Source organism: Kribbella sp. NPDC059898 (genome assembly GCF_042730855.1).
Taxonomy (GTDB): domain Bacteria; phylum Actinomycetota; class Actinomycetes; order Propionibacteriales; family Kribbellaceae; genus Kribbella.
In genome coordinates, this window is record NZ_JBHWKR010000024.1 from 75314 (window position 1) to 99896 (window position 24583).

Annotated in this window: 24 protein-coding genes; 3 read left to right on the forward strand and 21 right to left on the reverse strand. The window is 65.6% G+C overall.

Going from position 1 to position 24583, the window contains the following annotated elements:
- Window positions 1-27: 27 nt before the first annotated feature.
- The 5 genes from ACFV9C_RS41805 to ACFV9C_RS41825 form a co-directional block, all read right to left on the reverse strand.
- Window positions 28-1812, reverse strand: a complete 1785-nt coding sequence (locus tag ACFV9C_RS41805; protein ID WP_380203081.1) for an ATP-binding protein — start codon at window positions 1810-1812, stop codon at window positions 28-30.
- A gap of 46 nt (window positions 1813-1858) precedes the next feature.
- The gene (locus ACFV9C_RS41810; protein ID WP_380203083.1) at window positions 1859-2470 is read right to left on the reverse strand and encodes a hypothetical protein; all 612 of its coding nucleotides are present in this window, start codon (window positions 2468-2470) and stop codon (window positions 1859-1861) included.
- Window positions 2467-2943, reverse strand: a complete 477-nt coding sequence (locus ACFV9C_RS41815) for a hypothetical protein (RefSeq protein ID WP_380203085.1) — start codon at window positions 2941-2943, stop codon at window positions 2467-2469. Before ACFV9C_RS41815 ends, ACFV9C_RS41810 begins: the two co-directional genes overlap by 4 nt.
- 58 nt (window positions 2944-3001) lie before the next feature.
- Complete coding sequence (locus ACFV9C_RS41820; RefSeq protein ID WP_380203087.1) at window positions 3002-3223, reverse strand: hypothetical protein; 222 nt, start codon at window positions 3221-3223, stop codon at window positions 3002-3004.
- Window positions 3224-3312: 89 nt separating this feature from the next.
- On the reverse strand, window positions 3313-3717 hold the full coding sequence (locus ACFV9C_RS41825) for a hypothetical protein (RefSeq protein ID WP_380203089.1): 405 nt from the start codon (window positions 3715-3717) through the stop codon (window positions 3313-3315).
- Between the two features lie 59 nt (window positions 3718-3776).
- On the opposite strand from ACFV9C_RS41825, the gene ACFV9C_RS41830 reads away from it, so the two are divergent.
- Window positions 3777-4151 carry a hypothetical protein gene (locus ACFV9C_RS41830; RefSeq protein ID WP_380203091.1) on the forward strand — a complete coding sequence of 125 codons (375 nt, stop codon included), beginning with the start codon at window positions 3777-3779 and terminating at the stop codon, window positions 4149-4151.
- A 44-nt stretch (window positions 4152-4195) separates the two neighbouring features.
- Here ACFV9C_RS41830 and ACFV9C_RS41835 read toward each other — a convergent pair whose 3' ends face one another.
- A complete protein-coding gene (locus tag ACFV9C_RS41835; RefSeq protein WP_380203093.1) occupies window positions 4196-5827 on the reverse strand; it encodes a UvrD-helicase domain-containing protein in 1632 nt (543 codons plus the stop codon).
- A gap of 59 nt (window positions 5828-5886) precedes the next feature.
- On the opposite strand from ACFV9C_RS41835, the gene ACFV9C_RS41840 reads away from it, so the two are divergent.
- Window positions 5887-6093 carry a DNA-binding protein gene (locus tag ACFV9C_RS41840; RefSeq protein WP_380203096.1) on the forward strand — a complete coding sequence of 69 codons (207 nt, stop codon included), beginning with the start codon at window positions 5887-5889 and terminating at the stop codon, window positions 6091-6093.
- A 2004-nt stretch (window positions 6094-8097) separates the two neighbouring features.
- On the opposite strand, the gene ACFV9C_RS41845 is transcribed toward ACFV9C_RS41840, so the two are convergent.
- Window positions 8098-10743 carry a replicative DNA helicase gene (locus tag ACFV9C_RS41845; protein WP_380203098.1) on the reverse strand — a complete coding sequence of 882 codons (2646 nt, stop codon included), beginning with the start codon at window positions 10741-10743 and terminating at the stop codon, window positions 8098-8100.
- Between the two features lie 424 nt (window positions 10744-11167).
- Between ACFV9C_RS41845 and ACFV9C_RS41850 the strand changes: the two genes are divergently transcribed.
- The gene (locus tag ACFV9C_RS41850; RefSeq protein ID WP_380203100.1) at window positions 11168-11545 is read left to right on the forward strand and encodes a hypothetical protein; all 378 of its coding nucleotides are present in this window, start codon (window positions 11168-11170) and stop codon (window positions 11543-11545) included.
- Between the two features lie 182 nt (window positions 11546-11727).
- Here the strand turns inward: ACFV9C_RS41850 and ACFV9C_RS41855 are convergent, their stop codons facing one another.
- From ACFV9C_RS41855 to ACFV9C_RS41920, 14 genes are all read right to left on the reverse strand, one after another.
- The gene (locus tag ACFV9C_RS41855) at window positions 11728-12111 is read right to left on the reverse strand and encodes a hypothetical protein (protein ID WP_380203102.1); all 384 of its coding nucleotides are present in this window, start codon (window positions 12109-12111) and stop codon (window positions 11728-11730) included.
- A gap of 99 nt (window positions 12112-12210) precedes the next feature.
- Window positions 12211-13134, reverse strand: a complete 924-nt coding sequence (locus ACFV9C_RS41860; protein WP_380203104.1) for a hypothetical protein — start codon at window positions 13132-13134, stop codon at window positions 12211-12213.
- Window positions 13131-13910 carry a hypothetical protein gene (locus ACFV9C_RS41865; RefSeq protein ID WP_380203106.1) on the reverse strand — a complete coding sequence of 260 codons (780 nt, stop codon included), beginning with the start codon at window positions 13908-13910 and terminating at the stop codon, window positions 13131-13133. Before ACFV9C_RS41865 ends, ACFV9C_RS41860 begins: the two co-directional genes overlap by 4 nt.
- A 36-nt stretch (window positions 13911-13946) precedes the next feature.
- Window positions 13947-17324: a LysM peptidoglycan-binding domain-containing protein gene (locus ACFV9C_RS41870; protein ID WP_380203108.1), complete on the reverse strand. Its 3378-nt coding sequence runs from the start codon at window positions 17322-17324 to the stop codon at window positions 13947-13949.
- A 43-nt stretch (window positions 17325-17367) separates the two neighbouring features.
- Window positions 17368-17844, reverse strand: coding sequence for a pilus assembly protein TadG-related protein (locus tag ACFV9C_RS41875; RefSeq protein WP_380203110.1), 477 nt, complete (start codon window positions 17842-17844; stop codon window positions 17368-17370).
- Window positions 17841-18314: a TadE/TadG family type IV pilus assembly protein gene (locus tag ACFV9C_RS41880; RefSeq protein WP_380203112.1), complete on the reverse strand. Its 474-nt coding sequence runs from the start codon at window positions 18312-18314 to the stop codon at window positions 17841-17843. The genes ACFV9C_RS41875 and ACFV9C_RS41880 overlap by 4 nt, the downstream gene beginning before the upstream one ends.
- Window positions 18314-18712, reverse strand: a complete 399-nt coding sequence (locus ACFV9C_RS41885) for a TadE family protein (RefSeq protein WP_380203114.1) — start codon at window positions 18710-18712, stop codon at window positions 18314-18316. Before ACFV9C_RS41885 ends, ACFV9C_RS41880 begins: the two co-directional genes overlap by 1 nt.
- 22 nt (window positions 18713-18734) lie before the next feature.
- A complete protein-coding gene (locus tag ACFV9C_RS41890) occupies window positions 18735-18929 on the reverse strand; it encodes a hypothetical protein (protein ID WP_380203116.1) in 195 nt (64 codons plus the stop codon).
- A gap of 74 nt (window positions 18930-19003) precedes the next feature.
- Complete coding sequence (locus ACFV9C_RS41895; protein WP_380203130.1) at window positions 19004-20020, reverse strand: type II secretion system F family protein; 1017 nt, start codon at window positions 20018-20020, stop codon at window positions 19004-19006.
- Window positions 19906-20829, reverse strand: coding sequence for a type II secretion system F family protein (locus ACFV9C_RS41900; RefSeq protein ID WP_380203118.1), 924 nt, complete (start codon window positions 20827-20829; stop codon window positions 19906-19908). Before ACFV9C_RS41900 ends, ACFV9C_RS41895 begins: the two co-directional genes overlap by 115 nt.
- Window positions 20826-22091: a CpaF family protein gene (locus ACFV9C_RS41905; protein WP_380203121.1), complete on the reverse strand. Its 1266-nt coding sequence runs from the start codon at window positions 22089-22091 to the stop codon at window positions 20826-20828. The genes ACFV9C_RS41900 and ACFV9C_RS41905 overlap by 4 nt, the downstream gene beginning before the upstream one ends.
- 206 nt (window positions 22092-22297) lie before the next feature.
- The gene (locus ACFV9C_RS41910) at window positions 22298-23116 is read right to left on the reverse strand and encodes a hypothetical protein (protein ID WP_380203123.1); all 819 of its coding nucleotides are present in this window, start codon (window positions 23114-23116) and stop codon (window positions 22298-22300) included.
- Window positions 23117-23119: 3 nt separating this feature from the next.
- On the reverse strand, window positions 23120-23800 hold the full coding sequence (locus tag ACFV9C_RS41915; RefSeq protein WP_380203125.1) for an SAF domain-containing protein: 681 nt from the start codon (window positions 23798-23800) through the stop codon (window positions 23120-23122).
- A 171-nt stretch (window positions 23801-23971) separates the two neighbouring features.
- Complete coding sequence (locus ACFV9C_RS41920) at window positions 23972-24376, reverse strand: hypothetical protein (RefSeq protein ID WP_380203128.1); 405 nt, start codon at window positions 24374-24376, stop codon at window positions 23972-23974.
- Window positions 24377-24583 lie beyond the last annotated feature (207 nt).

The window sequence follows — 24583 nt, forward strand, 5'->3', positions numbered from 1 at the left end:
GCCAGATACTGGATTGACCGTTCGGGCTCAGGGCGCGATGCTTGCCATGAAATGGGAGTCTGTGCGCCGAGCTCCCTTCTCGACCAGGCCAAGCTTGCGCAGCTTGCTGAGGATCACGCCGACGGTGGACGCGGTGGCAGAGTATCCGGCTCGATAACAGAGTTCCTCGTTGCTGAGAGCAGCCGGGTAGGCGTCGATCAGGACATCGAGAACTTTCCGTTCCCCCTCGCCCATCCGGGGATGGTGTCTCCAGTATTCGAATAGCTCCGCACCGCTGGGCAACCGCACTGCTCCGCCGACGGCTGCCAAGCCGGCCTGGGTCGGCCGGATCGGGCGGCCGTCGGCGACGTAGCCAGCCCGCCGCAACTTCGCCAAGATCACCCCAAGCGTTGACGCCTTCGGCGAATAGCCGGCTAGGAACGCTAGGTCGCTGTGGGCTCGTCCGTCAGGCCACTGCGCGAGTACCTCCAGGACTTTGCGTTCTCCCTTGCCGATTTTGATCGAAGTGTCGACGGTCTTCGCCTCGCGTGCCGTAGCCGGCCGTTCGCGCGGCCCCTCCGTTGCCGAGCTTTCCACAGGCTTCGCCGGACGGGCGGGGGCCGAGCCTCGGGCACGTTCAGGCAAGGGCGCCTCGTTGAGGCGCGGCTGCACCGGGGCGGGTATCGCCGGAAGTTCGAGGTTAGCTCGTTCGAGCTCTTCCAGGATCGGCTGCAGTGTGACCTCCAACTGCTCGACCGACGCATTCAGGCCAGCGATCATGTCCGCGCCTGCTCGGGCCAGCGCCGCCCGCATCTCCTCGGTCACGACCGGCACCTCGACCCGCGCCGGCTCTGGGCACGCGCGTTCGGCCTGTTCCAGCGCGCGCTCCAGTTCCGCGATCCGCTTCCGCAACGCCTCCGGGTCGTTCTCCTTGGCGCGCTCGACAGTGGCAGCAATCTCTGCCGACAACGCCGCCGCGTCGACCTTCGCCCATTCGGCCGGCGGAATCAGGGTCTCCCCCACCTTGGGAGTGGCCGAAGAATCGAACGTCGTACGCCGGTCGACCTGCACCTGCTGCAGAATCCTCAGCCACTGCGGCGACCAGACCCACGCCCTGCCCGTCTCGAGCGCGGGCAACGACGCCTTCACCTTGCGCGCCGTCTCAGGGTCAGCGTGAAGGTTGACCCACTCGTCGACGGCCTTGATGTCGTGGGTTCCTGTCAAGCCCAGCAGGATCAAGGTCCCGACCTGCGAGCGCACGTTCGTGTTCACCGAGGCGGGGCGTTGACTGATCAAGGTGATCCCAAGGCCGCGGATCCTGCCCCGCCGTACGACGTCCTCCATCGCGCCGAGGAGTCGCTCGACTCCGGCGTAGACGCGTTGCGGTGCGTACAGGTCGCACTCATCCGCAATGATGTGCAACGGATAGGTGTTGGCCAGGTAGAGCGTTTCCATGAAGTCGGTGAGGAATCGTCTCATCGCCCTCTTGCTGAGACGTGACACGTCCAGCAGGAGCGGGACTCGCTTGGATGCGACGAGCTCGGCCAGCAGACTGCCGGCGGTCTCCTCGAGCGGAACATCAGCGTGGTTGCCACCAACGATGGTGATTGGGAACCCTGCCCGCTTGCCGTCCGCCGATGACCGCAGGCCCCAATGAGCGCCGGTCGGATCGATCACGACCACAGGTACGCCGGCGCCGAGGAACTGCTCGGTCAACACAGCCGCGGTGTGAGTCTTACCGCGGCCTTTGACGCCGAAGATGCCAAAGGTCTCGGTGGCCGCGTCGAGCGGCATCGACAGGTCCGCCGAAATCCGGATCTGCTTCGCGACCATCAGTCCCACCGCCGCCGGTCGGCCACGAGGAACCTGGCAGCCCCGATCACGATCGGCTGCCTCTCTGTACAGCAGATACGTTGTCGACGATCGCGCGAGCAACGAGCCGACGCTCGTGGGGTCCTTCGCTCATCCAGTTCCCCAGCTCGTCCGCAGTCGCACCGATGAGCGACTCACGGTCCAGGATCGGTGGCAGCAAGTTCGTGATCGCATCCACGATGTCCCAGCTGTCTGCGTCGTTCGCCACTCGAGCCGCTGCGTCGCGAACCTTCACCACGGCTTCCCAGGCCGCGTCCCTGTCGAACAGGACGCCGGACTCCTCCGTCAGCGGAGAAACCGCGGAGTCGATGGTGGTCTCTGGCCCTTCCCCAGCCTCCCGGTCGATCACCGGACGCGCAGGCAGCACCCCAAGAAGTTCGTTCGCACGGTCCGCCGTGTCCCTAGCGTCCGCCAACGCACGACGAAGGATCTCCACCTCTTCGGCGTCAGACGACTCGGCGGGGTTGGCGGCGAGCTCAGCCGTGATCGCGTCGATCACACGATCCAGTTCCCGAACCGTGCCTGCCGCCGTCGGCACCTCGACACGGACGAACGTGCGCACCAGCCCCAAGGCCGCGTGCGCCTCTCGCAACGCCTCCCGCAGGCTCTGGTCGCTCACGACTCCACCTCGCGGAAACCTCTGGCCCGGTACTGCGCGATCTGGTCATCATCGACCGCCAGGAACACTCTCGATGATGGCTGAGTGGCGTAGTTCTTGACGAGCTCGACGGCTTCGCCACGACGGACGTGGGCCCGGCCGTGTGAAACCTCACCGCCGTTGCCGAATGAAACCTGGTGGCAAATCGAACATTCGTGACCCCACGACGCATGGGTCATCGACGACCTACGCCGGCCATCTGCGGTGTATGTGCTACTCACGACTCCGTACCTCTCCGATCTCGCGGGCTTAGCTGCGAGTGCATGCAGTTGTTGGTCCTTGAACCAGTCGCGCTGATCGACCGGCAGAATGAATGGCGGGTCAAGCTCGTCCGCGAACTCTTCGGCCATAGTCGCGATCTCTTCGGCTGCATCCTCCCAGCGCAGCGCGGCGGCCTCCGCGACGGCCGCCAAGTACCCGGTCTCCCAGCCCACCTCGAATGCGCCAGTGCATCTCCCCGAATCGGCAGCCCGGACCGCTGGACGTTTGCGTCTACGAAGTCGGTGTGTCGACGCCGTCACCTGTCTGGCGCAGTTCTCCGGACTCCTCCAGTGCATCCTGCGCGTCCATCGCGTCCAGGTACGCCCGCATGTGTGCACGATCGGTCTTGCTGAGCTCGGTCCGGAACAGCGACTTGCTGGTGCCGACGTAGTCGGGTCCGTGGAGACGGTAGCCGTCTCCGCTGCCGTCGCCGTTCAGCTTCGTGATGGTCATCTGGTAGGCGCTACCAACCTGATCTACCTCTACGAACAGCCCTGCTCTTCCCATCCTCTATCTCCTCCGCTCACCAACGTTCTCTGACCTCACGATGCCAAGACCCGATGGTCGATGGATCCGGAGAGGTCCAGTTCGAGGATCGCATCCAGCCGATCGATCGTCGTCGACACCACGTCGTACGGCGCGCGCTGCGGGTACGACCGGTCGAGGTCGGCCCGCAACTCGGCCACCGCCTCGGGGGCCACCCCAGCGCGGGGTCGGCCGTTCGATGCTTCCGGATCCACTCCGGTGTTTGCCAGCGCCGGGACCTGCGCGATGTCTCGCAGGATCGCACGGAGCAGATGCCGCGGAACACTGTAGGTCTCCAGGTGAGTTGCCAGAGCACCTCGCAACGCCTCAATCGCGTCCTCGCTGACGGCGAAGGCCGCCGGGGGTGCCGCAGGGGCCGAGTCGTCAGGGCCGGAGCTGCACGTGATCTTCCGCACTTTCATGAGCACCCTCGTCCACCGAGCGTATGAGTTCCCCGCTCGTACCCCGGACGTTCGTCGACGTGTGCGAGCTCGTGCTCGAGGACCTCGACCAGGCTCGCTCCGGTCAGCATGCGGCGGATCCGGACCTCGCGATGCGACCACGACGTCACCCCGGCTCCCATCCCGAGCAGGCCACCGATGCCGTCGCCCTCGCAGGCATCGACGTATCGAAGCCTGAAACCGGCCGCACGGATCCGCGTCTCCGCGGCCGCGATCCGGTCCAGGAACGGTCTGTTCGCCTGGGCCGCGTCGCCTGCGAGAAGCCGGCGACAGCTCCTGCAGGTCACCGGCTGATCCTGGCCAACCGGCTCCCCGACCACGACATCACACCGCGCACGAATCGGACGACCGAACGCGTCGTTGCGGATCGCATGAACAGCCATTCCCGTCCTTGACTGCGCCCGCCGGCCCCACATGAGCTCCGCCTCGGCCAGCGCGATCATCGCGACCTCCGAGCCATCGATTTCGCCAGCCGGCCAAGCCTCGAACCTCCGGAACCAGGCGAGCTGACGTACTCATCGATCCACTCCAGCCCAGAACGGTCCAAGTACCGCTGAGCCCGTGTCACAGCAACGTACGCGAGCATCGACTCCTCGCGGGCCGGCTCGACCTGGCGGCCTTCCTCGTCCGGGCTCGGCTGACGGAAGTCGTCCGCGATCTCCACGGAGTTCCACTCCCTGCCCTTGGCCTTGTGCGCAGTCGACAACACGATCGTCGCCTTGCTCTCCGACACCGACCGGTCGATCGCCTCGATGATCTTCTCCGGACCATGGTCGTCGATCAGCCGTACTGCGACGGAAAGATCCCGGCCTCCGTGGTCGTGTTCGACGTACTCCTGCACCATCCCCCATGACGTGAACACACACAGCTCGGGATGTGCAGTGCGGCCCTTCTCTCGCAGCTCGACCGCTGCCTCGGCCAGACGCCGTACGTCGTTGCCGCCACCGACGATTGCGGCAGGAATGTTGGCTCTGTGGAAGCGCATCAGTCGGTCTACGGCTTCGGCGTTGCTCCGGCACAGCACGGCGTTCGGCTGGGCCAGGGGCTTCAGTTTCGATGCGATCGTCGACGTCCCGATGAGCCGGAGATCTGCGTTCAACAGCTCGAGCCACTTGTTGGCTTCCTCAGCAATCGCCGGCCCGAAGCGAAAGCTCTGCTGGAGAAACATGCGATGGTCGACCACCATGCCGGCCATCGCGTCCTGCGCACCTCTCCACCCGTAGATTGCCTGGCAGCTGTCACCGACCGCGACCTTCTGCGTATCCCTTTGCTGGTTGAACAGCTGCGTCACCACCGGCGTCGAGTCCTGCGCCTCGTCCAGCAACACGTAGTCGGCGTTCAGGATCGGGTTGGTCAGCGCCCACATTTTCAGGTAGACGTCGTGGTTGAACCTCAGTTCCCCGTCCGGCCTGGTCAGGTCCTCCTCCCACGCCTTGCGGGCGAACGGGAGCACAGCCTTCACCAGAGCTGCCCGGTCTGCGTCGTCGACGGCGCCGTTGACCCTCGGTACATGCCGCGGCTGGATCTCACGGTCGGCCGACAGACAGAACCTGTCCGTTGTCTCCATGGCAATGCGCGCGAGCTGGTAGGAGGTGATCATCCGATCCGGGCCCAGGCGCAGCGGAGCCTTTGCACCGAGGATGCGTGCGGTCTGGGGCGCGAGCACTCGCTTCCCGTTCACCCGCTTGTTGAGCGCATCCCAGCCCCACTCTCGGCGCCGCCCCATCCAGATGTAGGCGAACCCGTGCGCGGTGCGGCACTCGACGTCCCCTGGGAAGGACGCCTGCGCGTCCTTGGCGATCGACTTGTTGTAGGCCACGTAGATGCCACGAGTCCTCGGCCGCGCAGCTGCCATCAACTTCAGTGTCGACGTCTTTCCAGTGCCGGCGCCTGCTTCCAGAACCATGTCGGTGCCCGTGCGGAATGCGTCGACCGCAGCGGCCTGCTCTGCTGTGGGCCGAAAGGACGGTGCCATCTCGCTCCTTCGTTGCGCCGGGTCCGGATCTCGGTGGTGTGGTCGTGAGCCGGTGGGCGAGCTCACACCTGAGATAGTCACGTGACTACTAGTCATGTGACTAGAACGGTACTTGTCGCGTGACTAGTAGTCAACCGACTACTACCCTGTCGTTCATGACATCGCCTTCAGACGGGGAACTCCTCGGCGCCGCCGAGATCCGAGCCATCCTCGGCCTGACGAGGCAGCGCGTCTACCAGATCACCTCTCGACCCGACTTCCCCAAGCCGCGAGCCGAGTTGGCCATGGGCAACGTCTGGGATGGACTCCCCGTCCGCGAATACCTCCGCGCACACGGCTACCAACTCTTGGACGAACGCTGAGCCTGACCGGCGGACAGTGCCAGATCTACCTCGGTGGAGGGCGTACGACTGGGGCAGCAAACCTCGAGCAGATCGAGCCGAACGACGGCTTCCTGCTCCCAAAGGTCACGAGCGCTGGCAACCACCGCCCGTGCTCACGGCGACGCAGGCCTGGATCGGCGTCCGTCCGTCGGCCCAAAGTACACGTAGCTGGGAGGCGATTGGCGGAACATGCTGCGCTCCCCAGCCGCGCGGAAAAGAGGTGTCGATGGAACACGGTGAGAGCTCGCCGACGACGCCCGCCAGCATGCGACGCCTCACCGTGGATACCCGACCGGCCAGCGCTCGAGGTCCTCCGCCGCGCCTGACCCGACCCGAGCACAGCTCGTCTCCCTACAGGCTGAGTCGGCTGAAGGCGATCCAGCTCTTGATCAGCAGAAGCCGAACCCGAATGGCATCGACCACCAGCGCCGATGAAGCAGTGAGCGTCTGGCAAGTAGTCACGCGGACCCGGTCCGACGGGAGAAGCCCGCGATACCGGGCCCGGATCGGCCATGTCAGGTTCGACCGGACGCAGTGCGTCCTCGGGTCGACCCTCGCCGCACGCCTGCTCGTCCCAGCACCTATCGCACACGACGACGGCGATCGGAAGTTCTTCGCGAACCTGGCCTTGTGCATCGCACCTGACGCACTGGCCGCTGCCTTCCAACTCAGCGAGCCAGGATGGTCGCGCAGTGGCCTGCTCACAACGTGGGTGATGCCCGTCCTCCTGGACGTAGCGTCCACAACCCCGGCAGGCTCCAGCAAGCACGTCGCTCGCCAGGCTGGACAGTGCCCTGCGAAAGACCTCGCAGTGGTCACCATCCCCGATCGCAGAAGCCAGCTGGTTCCCTGCACGCACGATTGCCTCAGGCCCGTAACCATCGTCCAGGAACAACCCTGCCCGGCGGATGATCCCACGCCTGAACTGCGGGGCACAGGCAACCAACTCTGATCGGAACCGGGTCAACAGCCGCCCTGCAGCTGCCAGGCTCGACGAGGACGCCTGACGACGTGGCTTGTTCCGCACCGGAGAGTCAGTCGGGTTCGGATCTCGTTCGGGATTCGGCGAAGCCGTCGTCGCGTCCTCGCGTGTTACCTCCTGTACGTCCGCTACCGCGGAGGAAGAGACAGATAAGCCTTTAGGTACAAGACCAGATACAGAAGGGGACGTTTTGCGGGGGTGGTCATTCCGCAAATTGCGCGGGGCTGATTCCTCATTCTTTTGGACCCCGTGTCCAGACGTGCCTGCTGCGCCCTTGCGGATCATGTTGAACGGAAGCCCCGTTACCGAAGGTCCTCCGGGCGACGGAACCTCGACAAGAGCCTCAGCATCCAAGAGGGCCTTCCGGTGCCGGCGTGCCGTTGCCTCGGACACCCGCCAGCGCCGGGCGAATTGCGGAATCGACGTGACGGTCGACGTGACTGTGCCCATCATGCAACGCCACTGCAAGAACGCCTGGAACGCGGCCTTGTCGACGTCGCCAGCCGCAACGAGGTCGAACAGGCTGACTGGTGCTTCGACGTACTCAACCTTCTTGTCGGCCGACGGACGACCCCACAACTGATACTTCGCCGTCGTGCGTTGCCGACGCGGGTCGTAGGTGTACTGCACATCCAGCCACGAGGTAGCAGCCGCAGTCTGGACCCATCGCGACACCCGGTTGACAGCTGCGGCAACCTTCGGCTCTGGATCCTTTGGATTGTGGTCAGTAACTTCCTCAGCTGTGATCCAGCCGAGTTCATGGGCCAGATGCGTCTGCAGGACGCCTTCCACCACTCCGCCCGACGAGGCCCTGAGCCGCCTGGCGAGTGCTGACACGATCAGGACTGTCTGGGCCGACTCGTTGAGCATGGCCACGGGCACCTGGACGTACCCGCGCCCCGGGTCCCTGTATTGCATCTTCGGCCGCACCGCGGCAACCGCGAGGCCTGCCGCAGTGAGCATCGGGTCCTCGACGAACGGGAGTGGCTCCATCCCGACGCTCATAGGCCCGCCGCCATGTCGGCGAAGCGCGAATAGTGCCCCTGGAACGCGACGACGATGTCCGCGGTCGGCCCGTTGCGATGCTTCGCAACGATCAGGTCCGCCTCACCGGGCCGGGTCGACTCCCGCTCGTACGCGTCCTCGCGGTGAACCAGGATGACGACGTCACTATCCTGCTCGAGGGAATTATGCAGACAGATACCGTTAGCCACGAAATTGTGGGTGCCAAGGACTGTCGCGTCGAAAACGGTCTGCCCTCCGATGTTTTCGATCTGCACGATCGAGTCCCAGAAGATGTCGTTCGTCGCGAGCGTCTTGAGCTCTGCGACATCGAGGACGTTGGCTACATCGGAAAGCCGTTGACGCGTCGGTGCGTCCGCGAAGAGAGTGCCTGCGCTACGACGGCCGAGTGCGATGCCGAGCGCGGCCTGACTAACTCCGCGGGCGTGCATGGCCGCCTTTACCTGATCCCAAACTTCAATCGGGACGGTGTCGCGCTTCGGGGCCGACTTGATGTTCTGCAGGCGATCGACGAGCTCGGCGACCCTCTCCCCGCGAGCGCCGTGAACGCCGATGTCCATGCAGAACCGACGCTGATCATCTACACCTTGAACCTTCAGCTGATAGGAGTCGCGGTAGCCGGCCTTTCGTGCGAGGTAGATGCGACTGAAGATGTTGTGGCGGAGGAGGAGGCGGGCCAGGTCGTCGACGAGGCGGCGGCTGGTGCTTGCGTAGTAGATGTGACCCTGGCCGGCCTTCTCGTCCCAGCGCACGGAGCCGTCGGTGGCCCATAGGTGGCGTACGAAGTGAGCCACCTGCTCTTTCGGCAGGCCGAAGATGCCATCCGGGATGAACTTCTCGTGGCTGCGCAGGCCCCGAAGGGCCAGGTTTTCGAGCCACCCGGCGACCGGATTCTTCGTTCCCCGAGCTGACTGAGTCCGAGTGGTTAGCCGCAAAGTGATGACTCGCGCGACGGCGTACTCGTCTCGCCGTACTAGGACACCGAACCGTCGCTGTGCTGCCTCGGCAACAGCTGTGAGGTTAGCCTCGTCGATGCTCGCGTACCGCACGCATCCGTTCTCAAGGAATGACCCGTCGCCGAGCAGGTGGGCGAGCAGGGTGAGCTCGTCTTCGTCCCAGGGCTTGACGTCGAGCGGATCAGGGAGCCGCCGGAGCGAACCCACCCGGCTACCGGGTGGGAGCTCGCCCAGCGGCTTCCAGCCGTTGTACGTCAGGAACGGATGGTTCGCCGTGGCCTTCACCTCGCGGCCGGAGGCGAGCTTGACCCGGAACACTTCCTTCACGCCGCTGGGGAAGGCGTGGGTGAGAGTGCGCGGCACCAGCTTCAGCCGATCGTCGAGCGACCAGACCGGGATGTCCCGAACATCCTCAGCGAGCAACTCGCCGAGCGTGATCTCCGCGCCGGTATCCGCCCGCATGAGGCGGGTGTCCGCGGTCAGGCAGCCCGATTCACGAAGGTCGGAGGCCATGGGGCGTTTGTCGGAGCGTTGTTCGGAGCCTCGGTTCAGCTGGCAGATGGCGACGACGGGGAGCTCGAGTTCTTTGGCGAGGAGCTTGATCGAGCGGGAGAACTCGGAGACTTCGAGCTGGCGGGACTCGACCTTCTTACCGGACGTCATCAGCTGCAGGTAGTCGATGATGATCAGCTTGAGGTCGTGACGTTGTTTCAGGCGGCGGGCTTTGGCGCGGATCTCCATCATGGTGAGGTTCGGCGAGTCGTCGATGAACAGCGGGGCCTCGGAGACCTCGCCCATCTTGCGGGCCAGCCGGGCCCAGTCCTCGTCGGTCATCTTGCCGTTGCGCATGTGGTGCAGAGGCACCTTCGCCTCGGCGGAGAGCAGTCGCATGGTGATCTCGTTACGGCTCATCTCCAGCGAGAAGATGCACGAGGTCAGGCCGTGCTTGATCGAGCAGGACCGGGCGAAGTCCAGACCCAGGGTCGACTTCCCCATGGCCGGGCGGCCCGCGACGATGATCATCTGGCCGGGGTGCAGCCCGTTGGTCAGCTCGTCCAGGTCGGTGAATCCGGTGGGTACGCCGATCATCTGGCCGCCGCGTCCGGCGATGGCCTCGATCTCGTCCATGGTCGGTTCGAGCAGCATGCCGATCGGGGCGTAGTCCTCGGCGGTGCGCTTCTCGGTGACCGAGTAGATCTCCGCCTGCGCCTCGTCGACGACGTCGTCGACCTCGCCCTCACCGGCATACCCGAGCTGGACGATCTTCGTACCGGCCTCGACCAGGCGGCGGAGGATCGCCTTCTCCCGGACGATGTGTGCGTAGTACGACGCGTTCGCCGCGAGCGGGACGGACGCGACCAGCGTGTGCACGTACGGCGCGCCGCCGATCCGGGTCATCTCGCCGCGCTTGTTGAGCTCGGCGGCGACGGTGATCGCGTCGGCCGGCTCGCCCCGCGCATACAGGTCGGTGATCGCGTCGAAGACCACCTCGTGCGCGGGCCGGTAGAAGTCGGTGCTGCGCAGGTTTTCGATCACGTCCGCGATCGCGTCCTTGCTCAGCATCATCGCGCCGAGCACGCACTGCTCGGCCGCGAGATCTTGTGGGGGTGCTTGTGGTGACGGGTGGTGATTGTGCCCGTAGTCGGGTTCTATCGGCTGTGCGGACATTTCACCTCCCGATGCGGGTGGTGGTCCGCGGCGCCGCCGGTGTGGCGTGCTGCGTGGTCAACGGTTGTCTCCTTCGTCGTGACGCAAAGAGTGGTCACAACCTGTGACATTGGTGTCACGAGGCGACGAGGTGCCGACACGCTGGCGAAAGTCTGCTTTCTGTCCAACGTGGAACGGTGTTACCGTTGAGTGACAACTAGGCCTTACGAAATCTGCCGGGTTTGGCGATTCGCGGTCGTCCAAACTCAACAACGCGATCTCGTGGCTGCTCAACGGCGCCGGCTCCCTCGTGGGGCCGGCTTCGTGTTTAGTTGTGGTCTTGCGGGTCGCTGGTTGCGACTCCTCTCCCCTAGCTCGCGGTTGGAGCCAGTTCAGGCAGCGGTTCGGCTGTGTAGGCCGATTGGAATGGGTGCGGCGTGACGCGGTGGAGCACGTCAAAACCGTGGGCTTGGGCGACAAGGGCGGCGAGATAGGGAGCGCGCTCCATGCCCTGGCGCCGCGCAACAACGTCGATGTGGTCCACGAGAGGTCGGGCCAGTCGGCAGCGAAGCTTCGAAGTTGCGCCGGTGTGGGGAACTGGGACCGCTCGGACGATGTCGAAGGTTTCGGCCTGGTCGACCTCACTGCGCGCGAAATGGTGCAGGTCCTCAAGGAGGGTGCACAGGTATGCGCTCTGTGTGAGGCCTTGAGACTCTGCAACGCGGACGACGTGGTCAACCAGCCCCTGCGGGGCACGAGCAGGTACGAAAACGCGATCGCCCTTGGATGGGCGGCCGCCGCGAGGATGCTCGGCTCGGACTGACATAAGACGCTCCCGATTTCAGAAACCACTAGCCATGAGGGAACCCTGCCAGAACCGGTTTCAGAAACCATGGACCGACACGCCGAGACTCTCAACAGGCTCATATCCACAGAAGGCCCAATTCCGGCCCGGTCTGTGACAGCGATGTCGGAAGTTTCTCCAGACCCCCCCGAAGCCCTAGCTCAGTGCTGACGTCGCGAGTGAGCTGCTCGCTGTTCCCGAGCCACCTGGAGCACTCGTTGCTCTAGGCCCGAATCAGACAGCCAGATGCTGACCAGCGCACGAATGACTGCCGCGGCCTCGGTGCCCTCGCCGTACTTGGCCGCCATCAACGCGTCATGATCCCCATCCTCAAGCACGAGAGGGATCCGCGCCGGGTAGCGAAGTTTGCGCGTGTCAATGGAGCCAGTGTCAGCCAGAGCGAGTTCCCGAGCGGCCGACTTCAGCTCGGGCTCGTCTTGCCAGAGCCGGATCAGCGCGCGCAAGCGCTGCTGCGCTGCGACGCCGTCCCGCGCTCGGCCGGCGATGAGCGCGTCGCGCTGGTCAGGCGTGAAGTCGGGCGTCATGCGTCGGCTCATCAACCCGTCCCAATGCGTCGTGCGATCACAATTCGACACACGCTACAGCGTTGGGCCGTTGGACGTGGCAGCCCTCGTGGTGCGAGATCAGCCGTTCGTGACAACTACCTGGATCTCCCCGACGCCGAGTGCTGCGGCCTGCGTGAAATCCAGCGGGATCACGCCCGTCTGGCCACCAGCGGCCCAGTCCAGCTCCCAGTAGGACGTCGCAGTGATCCGATACTTGCCGCCCGGCTTCGACTTCGAGATCTGCGTGTACTTGTGCCCACAGGTCGGGGACTCAGCAACGCCGGCTGACGGGGTGTAGGGCGTGCCCTGGCCGCATGTGACCGTGCTCCCGTCGCCGAGATCCCACACGATCTTTGTCATCTTTGCGTCGATCGTGACACCGAGGCCTTGATAGGTCCTTTGCACGTGTTGTGGGCCGACCGTAACGCCGCTCGGGTCCTTGGCCCATAGCCAGACTGGCACGCCTACGTAGCCGACACCGTTCGGACCTGACATCTTCTGTGAGATCCCGATGTTGATCGCTTGGAACTTCATCATTGCTGCTACAGCTCGCGCGGCCTGCTCGGGCGTGATCGTGGGCCGCTGAGGCGGAAGCCAGATAATCGTGTATTCGCCACCGATTATCGGCTGCATGTCGGTGCCGCCGACAACGTAACGGCAGTAGTAGGCGACGTACCCGGCCGCAGTCGGCTTGCCTGCCTCTGCGGGGACTGGACTGGCAGGCTTGATGTAGCAGGCAGCTGGCGCGTAGTAGGTTCCAAAGTCGGTCAACGTGCAGGGCACCGCAAAACCCGAGGGAGTGCTGACCTTGCACTGGCCAACGGTCTCGGTCTTGCCCCCCTTGCCAGGATGGTCGGTGGAGTCCTGACCAGGGTCGGTCGTCTCTACTATGCAGTTGCCTAACCAGTCCGTCTTCTTGCAGGTGGCGGCGGACGCTTGCTGAGTGAACGCAACTAGAAGTCCAGTCAACAACGCCACAGCGAGGAGTAACCGTCGGATCATGCGCAACTCCTCCCGGGCTTGTTGCTTGAGTCCTTGACCTTCCAGGAGCCGCCGACGAGGGTCATAGCTACCGTGTCGTTGAGATACGGCTGGCGATTCGGGTTGACCTGTGACTTGCCGTCCTTGCCAACGCCGTACGCTTTCCGTACGTCCTCACAGACAGCCAACGTGACGTCCGTGATGACTCCAGCGGTGTTCCTGATGCCGATCGAAGCAGCCTTGATGGAAACGATGGTCGCCGGCGTGATCAACCTCCGTCCGCGCTGCTTGTAGTAGACATCGGCTGTGTAGCGATCCACGGTCAACTGCACTCCTGTTGCGACAGCGGCGAGTTGGGCCTGCGGTGCATTCGTGCCACCCGACTGGGCGACTTGAATCTGCACAGCAGTCCAGCGCCTGTACCCGGTCGTCGCGCCCTCGGTAGCTACTTGCTCGGGTGCGGCCGGCTTGGAGGGCGTGCTGGACAGGGACGGGCTACTAGGCGCGGAGGTTGGTTCAGACGAAGGAGAGGTCGCTGTCGATCCATGATTCTTGCTCCGTCCGGAAAGTACGACGATTCCGGCAACGACCAGAGCGACGACAGCTACGATTCCCAGCACGACGCCACCCCAGACCTTGAGGCCACGCGAGGATCTCGAGATCCGATTCGAAGGATCGCTCTCTCCAGGCGTCCCCGCGGGGTTTTTGCCGCGGTTTAGGAGTGACACTGCGTTACCTCCAGTGGGCTTGTCGTCACCGTTCATCATGCCTTGGGGTGGTGTCGGCTTGTCCAGCATGTTGTCGGACTCCTGCGGCTTGTGTGTGGGCGGTGGTCAGGCGTGGTTGCGGCGTTGAGCCTGTTCGATCTCGGTCATGAGCTCGAGGGTTTCTGGGTCGAGGTCGATGTCGAGGTCTCGGACGGTTTGGTTGAGGCGGTCGACGACTGTGCGGATGCCGTCGGTGTTGCCTGCGGCGCGTTCGACGCGTAGTTCGGTGCGTGCGAGGAATTCGTCGTGCTGGAGGCCGGCGTGGTGGGCGGTGGTGATGGCCCAGCGGGCTTGGTTGATGTCGCTTGCTTCGAGGGAGCGTTCGGCGACGAGGAGTGCGGTGTCGCGGATCTTCGCGGAGATCTGGTCGGCGTGGTAGGAGGCCCATGAGTACAGCTGGGGGGTGCCGCTGGCCATCGGGCGTCCCTTGATGAGTTTGAGCGCTTCGATGAGGTTGCGGGTGGGTGAGGCGTTGATGCCGGTCTTGGTGAGTTCGTTGAAGTGGTCCCAGTCGGTGCGGACGTCTGGGTGGAGGCGGTACTTCTTGCTGACTGCGGCCGGCAGGTACGGGTCGCCTCCAGGGGTTTCGCCGAGCCAGGCGCGCAGTCGGGACAGGACGCTGAGGCGGGTCGACGAGGAGATGACGAGGGTGTCGTCGATGGTTGTGCCTGGGGTGCCGTTTGGGTGCAGGGCGAGGAAGACCGCCATGCGCCGGCAGACCTCGCTGCGTTTCTGTTCGACGCTGCCGGTGGCGCCGTGGATCTCGACTGGGCCGAGGAGTTGGAGCCACGGGGCGGCTGGTGGGAAGGGTGGTACGTCGAGTGGTGCGTGGATGTGCGTGATCGCGGCGGGCTGCCTGCCCGGTACCTCGATGGGGTCGAGTTGCTGCTCGGCGGGCGCGCTGTCGGGGGCGGGTGCTGTTGCGATCGGGAGGACCGCGGCCGCCGGCTCCGGGGCAGCAGCGGCGGCGGGTTGATCGAGGTCGTGGTCCCACCAATCAGCCGGCTCGGTGTCGGTGCGGGCCGCCGACTGGAGGAGCTTGATGATGCGGTCGTACGTGACGCCTGCCACCAGTTGGGGCTGGAGCGGGAGGCCGACCGGGGCGAGGACAGCGTGGTCGGGATCGGACAGGAGTAGGTTCCAGTCGCTGAGTGGGTCGCCGGTCGCGGTGACGGCGGCGACCGCGACTCGGGGAAGCTCGGTGACGAGCTGAGTGAGGCGGTGTCGCTCGTCGGCGGTGAGGTCGGTGGCGACCAGGACGACTTCCGGCGTGAGTGCGTCGGCGCTGTCGGGGTCGAGGCGTGCTTCGTTGAGTGAGGCGTGCCCGGATTCGGCGAGGTGGTCGCGGTTGCGTTCGGCGCGGCGTTCGAGGGCCAGGAGGAGGTTGTTGGGGCCGTCGACGTAGCGGATCCGGCCGGCGCCGAGTGCGGTGGCGAGTTCTTCCATCTCCCCCACGACGGTGACTCGTAGGTCGTCGGCCCAGGTTGAGGTGGCGAGTTCGATGATGATCGCGGCCAGGATCGCGCGGGAGTAGGCGGGGTCGGGGCTGGTGATCGCCAGTGCACCTGCCTGCTCGAGGTCGACCAGGACGTGTGCGTTGTTCTGGTCGTGGCCGATGGTGACCAGGGTTGGCCAGGGTGCGGGCATGGTTTCGACGACGTCGGTGCTCTGCAGGAGCTGGTCGACGTCGTTGATGCTGATGAACCAGCTGCCGTTGCCGATGCCGGTCTGGAATGGCGGTGGTGCGTCGGGAGACGGGGTGAGGAGGCGGAGTTCGACGATGGTGTCGGACATGTGGACTGTGGTGATCTGCGGGAGGGTGCGGTCGGCGTCGTCGAGGACGCTGGCCAGGGCTCGAAGCAGGACGTTGAGCCGATCGGCGGTGAACGGGTCGGCGATGGTGCGGAGTTGGGCTTCGGTGGTGCGGGTGTCGTCGGGGGGTGCGGGGATGGCCTGGCCGGGGCGGCGGTGGAGCAGTTGCAGGACCTTGCGGGTGGTGAGGAGTCCGATGAGGCCGGCGGCCAGTAGGGCGCCGGCGCCGCCTGCGGTGCGGACCGGGAAGGCGGAGGACTGGATGAGCTGGCTGCCGTCTGTTGAGACTGGGCCTGGCTGAAGGACCTCGGGGGTCTGGGTGCCGGCTTGGCTTGGCGTGGTCTCGGCCTGCGATGGTTCTGCGCTGGGTGTGGCGGTCGCCTGCGGGATGGTGGCGCTCTGGGTGGGCTCCCCCGTCGGCTGATTCGTGGGCTGGGTCGGTTGCGCTGTGGGGTCTGTAGTGGGTCGTTCGCTGGGTCGTTCGGTGGGTTTGGCGGACGGTTCCGTGGTCGCGTGGTGGGTGGGACGCGCGGAGGGCCGGGGAGTTGCCGGCGTCGTCGGCTCTACGGGCTTGACGGTCGGGGGTGGCGTGACTGTCTTGCCGGGGTCGACGGGCTTGATCTGGGTCGGGTCGGTGGGCTTGGTGTGGGTGGGGTCGTGCCGGGTGGTCTGCGGGGTGTCCTTGCCCGGGAGGGTGAGGTTCCATCCGGGTTGGATGAGGTCGGGATCGGTCAGGTGTCCGCCGTGGGGTTGTGGGTGGCCTTGGTTGGCCTTGGCGATGGAGGGCCAGGCGTTGGCGTCGCCGAGTTCGTCCTGGGCGATTTCGGACAGCGTGTCGCCCTTCTTGACCGTGTAGCCGCCCGGAGCGGCGGTGTTGGCGGGGTTGGTGGTGTGGTGGGTCATCGGGACCGTGGGCAACTGGATGACCTGGCCGGCGTCGATGTCGTCGATGTCGGTGATCTGGGGGTTCGCGGCGACGATGATCCGGTACTTGGTGCCGTCGCCGTAGGCGCGTTCTGCGATCCCCCACAGGGTGTCGTTGGACTTGACGGTGTAGGGCGTTGTCTTGGCCTGTGTTGGTGTGGCCTTCGGGGCCGGTGCCGTTGCCGGTGCGTTCTGGGAGGCTGCTGCGAAAGCCGTCCCGGTCGCCTGGGGGTTGGCTGTCTGTCGGCTGCTGGTTGCCTGTGTGGGGGCGGAGCTCTGGGTGAGGTGGGTTTGCGTCGACACGGTCGGCGTGTGGTTCGGGACTGGGCTGTGGTCGACGGCAGCCGATGCCGCGGTCGCGAAGGACGGCGCGACGAACAGGGCGACGATCGCCGTGACGAGTCCCGCGGTGATGCGCTGGCCTCCGCCGAGTACAGGCAGCCTCCAGTGTCTGCGGCTCAGCTGGGATGCGAGCTCGACGAGGACCGCCAGGGTGAAGTAGGCCCAGGCGATCCAGGCAACCCAGAGCAGGAATCCGAGGAACAGTTGCCCGGTGTCTTGGGAGGTGAGCAGCGTGCCGAGCTCGCCGAGGCCTGGCCACTGGTCGGGCAGCGGGTTGCCGCCGATTTTGACCAGGAAGATCGGGATGCCGGCGACGATCGCTGCGAGGCCTGCGAGGGCCACGAGTCCCTTCAGGACGCGGGTCATGAGCGTGGTCCTTCCTTGGCCTGGCGGTGGGTGGTGTTCTGCATCAGAACCCTCCTTGGGCCAGGCGTGCGGTTGCGCGGCCGTGCACGGTGAAACTGTCGATTCCGAACATGCTGAGGAAGACGGTGGACTGGTTGGTGGTGGTGGACACGGTCAGCGTGGTGCCGTTGACCGCGATGGCGCCGTCGACGCCGGCTGCTGCGAGGTTGCTTCGCGCGGCCGCCGCGGCGCGTCCGGTGTCGACCGACAGTTGGGACTGACCCGTGAGCGCTGAGCTGCTGATGGCTTGACCGCCGGCCCGGGCGGCGTCTTCTGCCGCGGCTTGGGCGTGTCGCTGCGCGCTGACCTGGCGTGCGCCGTCGACGACCAGGCCTGCGGATCCGAGCAGGGCGATGACCACGACGATGAAGAACAGCGACATGGAGCCGCGCTCGTTGTAGCGGCGCTGGGAGGCCCAGGGGTCACCGTGGGCCTGGCCGGGGCGGTGGGTGCGGTGGGTGCGGTGGGCGTTGTGGGTCATCGGCGTTCCCGGTACTCGTCGATCGCGCTTCGGCCGTCCGCGGACATGGTGATGGACTTGCTGACGCCGGGCAGGAGGAGGTCGGACAGGTCGACGGTGCACTCGACGTGTGTCGTGACCGATGCCGGCATGCCGATCGGTGCTGCGAAGCCGCTGGTGTCGACGTTGATGGTGCGGGTCGTGCACTTGACGTTCTGGCCGCGCAGGGTCGAGTCGGCAACCGCCGTTGCCTCGTCACGAGCCGATCCCGCGGACCGTGCGATGGAGGCTGACCGTGCTGCCGCGTTGGCGGCGTCCTCGACGGAGTTCTGAGCCAGGGCGATCCGGCCGGCCGCGATGACGAGGCCGATGATCAGGATCAGGCCGCCGCCGAGGATCGCGAGCTCGAGCGAGGCCGATCCCGTCTCGTCGGTGCCGCGGGGATGCCGGCGGCGTGCAGCGGGCCGGACCTTCTGCCTTGGGGCGGTCATCAGTTGTCCTCCGGCGAGGTGATCCGCTCACGCGGGCTCGTCACGGTCTGGCTGATGTTGAAGAACCGCCAGTTGGTCAGAATGACCGCTGCCTGTCCTGTCACCGTGACGGTGACGGTGGTGGCGTCCCTGGACACGGACACGCTGCTTCCCCGGAGCACGTCACTGTTGCGGGACAGGATCGACTGTGCGGCGGCGGAACCGGCACCAGAGCTGGCGCCCTCGGCGCGGGCGGTGGCTGCGGCTTCGTTGGCTGCTTCGTTCGCGACGGTTCGTGCGTGGTACCAGACGGCGGCCTGGACGACGCCGAACACGAACAAGATGACCGCGGGCATGAGGATCGCCATCTCGAGCGATAGCGACCCGCGGTCTGTTCGGCTTCGTGTCGGCTTCGTCATTGGCTGGTGAGCTTTCGGGTTGTCAGAGCTTGCCCATGTACTTGGCCACGGCGACACCGATGCCGCCGACAACGATGAGGCCGAGGGCTGCCAGGCCTGCCGCAATGATGGCTTGTTCGAGCGTGACGGAGCCGCGCTCGTTGTGCTCGAGGTTGTGGCGGGCGTGGACGGCCCGTGCGACCAGTTTGGTGTAGCGGGCAACGATCAGATCGGTCATGAGTGCTTCTCCCGTGATTGGTGTTCAGGTATCAGTGTGCGACGAATGGGGGACGTTATGCGTTGCTTAAAGATTCATCCACCGAGGAAGACCCTCATCATCGGTGGTGTGATCAGGAGCAGACAGAAGATCAGCGCAAGCAAAGACTGTGGTCCGACCATGCGTTCGGTTGCCGCCTCGGCCTTTGCTTGCTCGCGGGACAGTTGAGCGTTGCGCAGGTCCTGTGCCCGGGCCTGCAGCGTGTCTGCGACCGCGACACCCTCCTCCCCCGCCGACGTCATGATCTCGGCGAGGTCATGCAGCTCGGGCAGTTGAAGTTCGACCGACAAGACGTCGAGAGCCCGCCAGGCCGAGACGCGCTCCCACTCGGCCCGCTGCAGCTCTTCGGCCAGCCGGCGGAAGATCCTGCTGTTGCCGACCTGGGCAGCTTCCTTGAGCGCCCGGGCGGGATCCAGGCCGGCGAGCTTCTCCAGGTTCACCAGTTCGATGTAGGTCGTGACCGCGGCGCCGTACTCGTCGCGGGCCTCCTGAGCCTTCCCGGAAACCTCAAGATCTGGGATGAACCAGAAGGTGATGCCGAGTCCCAGACTGATCACAGTGGGAATGCTCAGCGGCAGCGGCACACCGATGATGACCAGGAACGCGGACAGCAGTGCCGGGAGTAGCAGTCCGAAGGCGGTGGCGAAGATCTTGCGGCCGACAAACCAGCCGGTGGTCTTCTCCAGAAGTCGCAGATCGGCGGTTGGGATCTTGAACCCGGGAACATTGACCAGGTGTCGATGACCTCTGTCGCCCAGCCGTTCGATCCAGGGTCGCGCCTGAGTCTGTCCTGGCATCCAGGTTTCGGCCCGCGGGGGCGCGAGCCGATCCATGGCGTTGCCGAGGTCGGGAAGGCCGGGCGGGATGAACGCGTAGATCAGGCTGGTCACGCCCAGGCCGCCGATGAGCCCGAGGATGATGCCCAGCGTGAGGGTAGTCATGCTGCCACCGCCGATTGGTCTCGGTTGGTTCCGCCTGGCCGCTGCTCCTCGGCGTCGTAGGCAGTCAGCACGCGCGGCATCGGTGGCGTCGATGCGATCTTGCGCATCCAGATCAGGCAACCGACGTAGCTGGACAGAAGCACACCGAGGATGATCTGGCCCAGTGCCGTGCGGTACGGCGCTACGTAGGAGTCGTTGAACAAGGCACCGATTGCGATGCCGCCGGCCGTGATGAGGGTGATGTAGCGGGCCGTTGCTCTGGGCTTGGCTCGAGCTGCCTCGCGGCTGCGGCGTGCCTTGACGTCGTCGCTGATGGTGCTGGCCAGACCTTCCAGAACACCGACCAGTCCTTGGCCGCGCTGCTGTGCGCCGATGACCAGTGCGGCTGCAAGCAGGTCGCCGGTTGAGTCGTTGAGGTCGTCGGCGAAGCGCAGCAGGGCCTCGCGGGTGGGGATGCGTGCGCTGAGTCGGCTGACCAGGTCCCGGACCTCGGTGCGGATCGGAGCTGGTGCGGAGCCGAGAGAGCTCGAGATCGCGGATTCCAGGCTGTTGCCGGCGGCCAAGAGTCCCTTCAGGTTGCGGGCCCACTGTTCCATGGCGGTGAGCCGGTCCAGGACGCCTGTGTCCGGGCTGCGGAGCAGCCACGGGAGTCCGAAGATCGCGGCCGGGGCGATGACCAGGGCAAGGACCCAGCCGGTCACCAGCCACAAAATGATGCCGACGATCACACTGGCGAGGAGCAGCTGGTCGCGGCGCTTGCCGGCACGTCCAGTGGGCCTGCGCGTGAGCTTGGCCCATCGAACCTTCAGGGATCGCTTTGGTCGGCGAGTACGCGCCGGCCGTGGCCGCAACCCGGTGATCAGCAAAACGATGCCGAGGGCAACGCCAATGCCCGTCAGGGCTCCAAGGAGGGCGTTCACAGGCGCTCCGATCCACGCGGTCGGTAGTTGACGCGCTCCAGGTCAAGCATGAAGTCCTCACTCGGGTGCGCTTCAAGGATCGCTGGGCTGTCGTCGTCGCGGGCCATGTAGAGCGGCTTGGTGATGGCGGGGTGATTGGCCTCGCCTCGCTGCAGTTGGTGGACTTCGGTCACGCGCCGCTGAATCGTGCCGCCCTTCCACCGGTTGTCGATCTGGGCGCAGAAAACGATCAGGTCGATGTTGTCGACGACTCGATGTGAGGCTGCGGCGTGGTCTCCCCCGCGGTCGGTTGCCAGGCTTACCAGCCGGCTCAGTGCATGCCTGCCGGACTTGGCGTGAACCGTCGACAAAGATCCGTTGCTCGCCGTCATGGCGTGGAGCATGGCGATGAGCTCCACGTCCTGCTTCACCTCCCCGACAAGAATCCGGCCGAGGTTCATCGTCAGCGCCTCGACCAGAAGGTCAGCCACATCCTTGGCCCCGGCGTCGCCTGCCTCTCCCCCGCCGGCCCGGGCCTGCATCGGCGCGACGTTCGGGTACTGATCGGGCAACTCGTGCAGCAGGAGCTCGAACGCGGTCTCGATGGTTCCAATCCGCTCCTGCTTCGGGATCGCGTCCGCCAGAGCTCGCAGCATCGTCGTCTTGCCGCTGCCCTGGGCCCCGGCGATGACAATGCTCTTCTGGGCTCGGACAGCGTGCGTGAGGAAGTTGGCGACCTCGCCGGTCAGCATGCCGAGTTCGACCATCGTGTCCAGGGTGACGTCGATGTGCTTGTGCTGGCGGATCGTGACCAGTGGGCGGGGGGACAGGTTGTAAGCCATGGCGTGCAACCGGTGCCGCGAGCCCAGCAGCATCGTGACGGTCGGGTTCGGATACGAGAACGGCCGTGACCCCGAGGCGGCATGGGTAGCGATCAGTTGGATGGTCTCGAGGAGCTCCTCGTCGGAATCGGCGACCGGAGCCACCTCGACCCGGCGGCCGTCGCCGTACACCACGCGGACCTTGTCGTACCCGTACATCTCGATGTTCTCTGCGTCGGGGTCGTCAAGGAGGGCCTGGAGCCTGCCGGCGCCGAAGGTCGCGTCGTGGATCGCCTTGCGGTACTTCTTCTCGAGCTCGGTGGACCAAACCTGCTCACCGCTGCCCGCCAGTGTGTCTCGGGAGTACTCCTCGAGCACTTGACGGATGATCTCGAGGCCGCGCGCTCGGTCGTCGGCCGGCGTTGAGTGTTCGGGCTTGGTCTTGGTCAGGCGGTCCGACACCTCGCCGCGGAACGTCTTGACCAGGTCCCAGTCGACGTCGCCATAGACCGTCGCCGTTCGGTGGGCGTGCTGAGGGTCACCAGTCCAGCGGGGCTGGATCGTCTCGGGCTGCGGCGGTGCAGGTGTCCAGGGCCCGGTGCTGGCCGGGGTGTTGAAGATGGGGACCTGCCTGAGGTCCGGTTCGAGGCCGGGCTGATTGGTGTGGGTCATCGGCTGATCCTCTGAGTCAACCTGGCGCGACGGTCGCGGATCCGGCGGGTGATCTGTTCGGCTCCGGTGACCATCGAGCGTGCGAAGGCGCTGTCCTGGAACTTCTTGGTCGGCTTGTCGCCGTCTGAGTAGACCGCGGCGTTCTGGGGATCCCAGGGAATCTCGAACCACAGAGGAAGACGAATGGCGCGCTCGGCGACGTTTCCGGAGCTGTACGGGCGGTTCGGGCCGACAACGGCGACGCCGAGGGTGTCGGCTGTTCCGGCAGGCTCACGCTCAGCCCGGAACCGGCCGGCGAGAGTTCGTGCTCCGTGGGAGGCCGACGTGTTCGATCCGGTGACGATGATCAGTGCCTCGGCGCCTTGAAGCAGCGGGGTCGGCTCGTTGAGTGCGCCGGCGCGGCCGGCGTCGACGAGAACGTCCGTCCCGGCGCCCTCGAGGTCTTGCGCGGCCTCAGCCAGCGGTCCCCAGAAGCCGGCAAGGTTGCGCCCTTGGGCCGGAGGATCGGTGTAGCCGAGAAGGCACTGGACACGTCCTGTCTGGTCGAGCCCGATCGTGTGGTTCGGCAGATTCGTGAGGAGCTGGCCGTAGCGCTGCGAGGCGGCTGCCTCGATGACTGTGTTGCGAGTCAGGCGCGCCCACTCGTCATCCTTGGGAGAGGTGTTCCTGCCGGTGAAGAGACCTGGCAGCAGTGCCGATCCGGTCGCAGCGGCCTCGACCAGGAGAACCGGGCGTGGCCATGCCATCGCCAGCCCAATAGCCGTGGTGCTGACACCGGGCGCACCGTTGGCGCTCACGAGAGTGATGAGAGCCATGACCTAGCGCTCCCGCGAATCGAGGATCAGGGCCACCCGCCCGGTCGCAGCGTCAACAGACAACCCCGCGGCAACATCGCTGGGAACCTCGACATCGACCCGCGTTGTCTGGTTGTCCGGCCCAGGTTGTGATCCGACGACCGTTGCGGCGATCGGCGCGCCGGCTGTCCCGGTCCGGCTGACGGCCCCGGACTGGTCCGTCGGGAGCGTGACGAGGCGCACGGTGTCCCCGGTCTGGAGCGTGGTCGCCGGCAGCTGGGACGGTTTCAACTGGAGGCCGACCAGGGTCCGGCCCTGATGGGGCACGAGGTCTGACGTGGCCGCCCCCTGGGGCAGGAGCGTGCCTGCCGGAAGATCGGTCGCGGCTCGCTTCCCGACAACCGAGTTCAGCTGATCGCCGTCGACGGTGCGCAGGTTCTGGCCTCCGCCGACATCAACGACGCGGAGGTCGCTGCGCTGGATGACATCCCCCCGAGTGACCGTCGTCGTAATAGCCACGACCGGGTGGGTGTTGCCTGCGCTGACCACCAGCGCTCCCCCGCCGATGCCGGCCACCGCGATCAAGGCGATCGCGCCGGCCACCAGCGGCAGCCGGCGCTCCCGGCGGATCGCCGGAGCAGACGACCGCGATCCGCGGCTCGGCGGCACAGGCGCCTGCTGGTGTGTCTGTGTCGATGTACTCACGTCATCCCCAGTGATCGTCGGTAGTCAAAGGACAGCATACAGAAAAGGTAGATATAGACAGAAGTAGGCGGAAGAAGGCGGAGCAAGGCGGACGTGGGTGCGGTCTGTGCACGGTCGAGTCTGCAACCCGTTTGCGCCGGGAGCGCGTGTTTTGCATGAAGTGGCAACACGTCACGGTTGGTCAGACTTGAGGTACCGGGAGATCGCGGTTGCAAGATAGTGGTTGCGGCTGCGTGCGCCGGCCTCCTGCCACATCCTGTCGAGGATGTCCACGTCCGTGGCCAGCAGCTGGAGGTTGATAGTCACCTCGTCGTCCTGCCGCGATCCACGCTGGCTCTGGTACGCCGTGCGGGCGAAAATCTTCCCGGTGCGCTGGGTTGGCGTCTTAGCCCTGAAGACCTCTGGCAGCTCGTCCGACTGCTGCTCGACAGCGTCGAGTGCGAGGTCGGTGTAGGTGATTCCGGTGTCGAGGCCGCGCTGCTTCATGATGTCCCGGATCTCGCGAGGCAGCGAGACGATCACCCCGCGGCGTGCGCCACCGGACTTCTGTCGAGTGGACTCTTCGTCGTCAGCCACTTCGTCACCTATCTAGACGTGGATCAGCACCTCTGCTATATGGCTAGGCTAGCGATATGCCTAGGCTAGGGCTAGTGCATCACTAGACGATGTCTATAGGGCCTGCAGGACACGGTGATCCTCCGGCGGCCCGACTAATCAGATGTCGAGATGCAGCGAAGATGAGCCAATGCTGCTGGATAGCTGAGCTAGCTGTGCCGTTCGGCC

Coding starts and splice junctions, on each gene's coding strand:
- ACFV9C_RS41890 (WP_380203116.1), bottom strand. CDS start 18,929: ATGACCGATCTGATCGTTGCCCGCTACACCAAACTGGTCGCACGGGCC.
- ACFV9C_RS41835 (WP_380203093.1), bottom strand. CDS start 5,827: ATGACTAGTAGTCACGTGACTATCTCAGGTGTGAGCTCGCCCACCGGC.
- ACFV9C_RS41885 (WP_380203114.1), bottom strand. CDS start 18,712: ATGACGAAGCCGACACGAAGCCGAACAGACCGCGGGTCGCTATCGCTC.
- ACFV9C_RS41865 (WP_380203106.1), bottom strand. CDS start 13,910: ATGCTGGACAAGCCGACACCACCCCAAGGCATGATGAACGGTGACGAC.
- ACFV9C_RS41875 (WP_380203110.1), bottom strand. CDS start 17,844: ATGACCCACAACGCCCACCGCACCCACCGCACCCACCGCCCCGGCCAG.
- ACFV9C_RS41820 (WP_380203087.1), bottom strand. CDS start 3,223: ATGACCATCACGAAGCTGAACGGCGACGGCAGCGGAGACGGCTACCGT.
- ACFV9C_RS41845 (WP_380203098.1), bottom strand. CDS start 10,743: ATGTCCGCACAGCCGATAGAACCCGACTACGGGCACAATCACCACCCG.
- ACFV9C_RS41910 (WP_380203123.1), bottom strand. CDS start 23,116: ATGGCTCTCATCACTCTCGTGAGCGCCAACGGTGCGCCCGGTGTCAGC.
- ACFV9C_RS41855 (WP_380203102.1), bottom strand. CDS start 12,111: ATGACGCCCGACTTCACGCCTGACCAGCGCGACGCGCTCATCGCCGGC.
- ACFV9C_RS41880 (WP_380203112.1), bottom strand. CDS start 18,314: ATGACCGCCCCAAGGCAGAAGGTCCGGCCCGCTGCACGCCGCCGGCAT.
- ACFV9C_RS41840 (WP_380203096.1), top strand. CDS start 5,887: ATGACATCGCCTTCAGACGGGGAACTCCTCGGCGCCGCCGAGATCCGA.
- ACFV9C_RS41870 (WP_380203108.1), bottom strand. CDS start 17,324: ATGACCCGCGTCCTGAAGGGACTCGTGGCCCTCGCAGGCCTCGCAGCG.
- ACFV9C_RS41805 (WP_380203081.1), bottom strand. CDS start 1,812: ATGGTCGCGAAGCAGATCCGGATTTCGGCGGACCTGTCGATGCCGCTC.
- ACFV9C_RS41825 (WP_380203089.1), bottom strand. CDS start 3,717: ATGAAAGTGCGGAAGATCACGTGCAGCTCCGGCCCTGACGACTCGGCC.
- ACFV9C_RS41860 (WP_380203104.1), bottom strand. CDS start 13,134: ATGATCCGACGGTTACTCCTCGCTGTGGCGTTGTTGACTGGACTTCTA.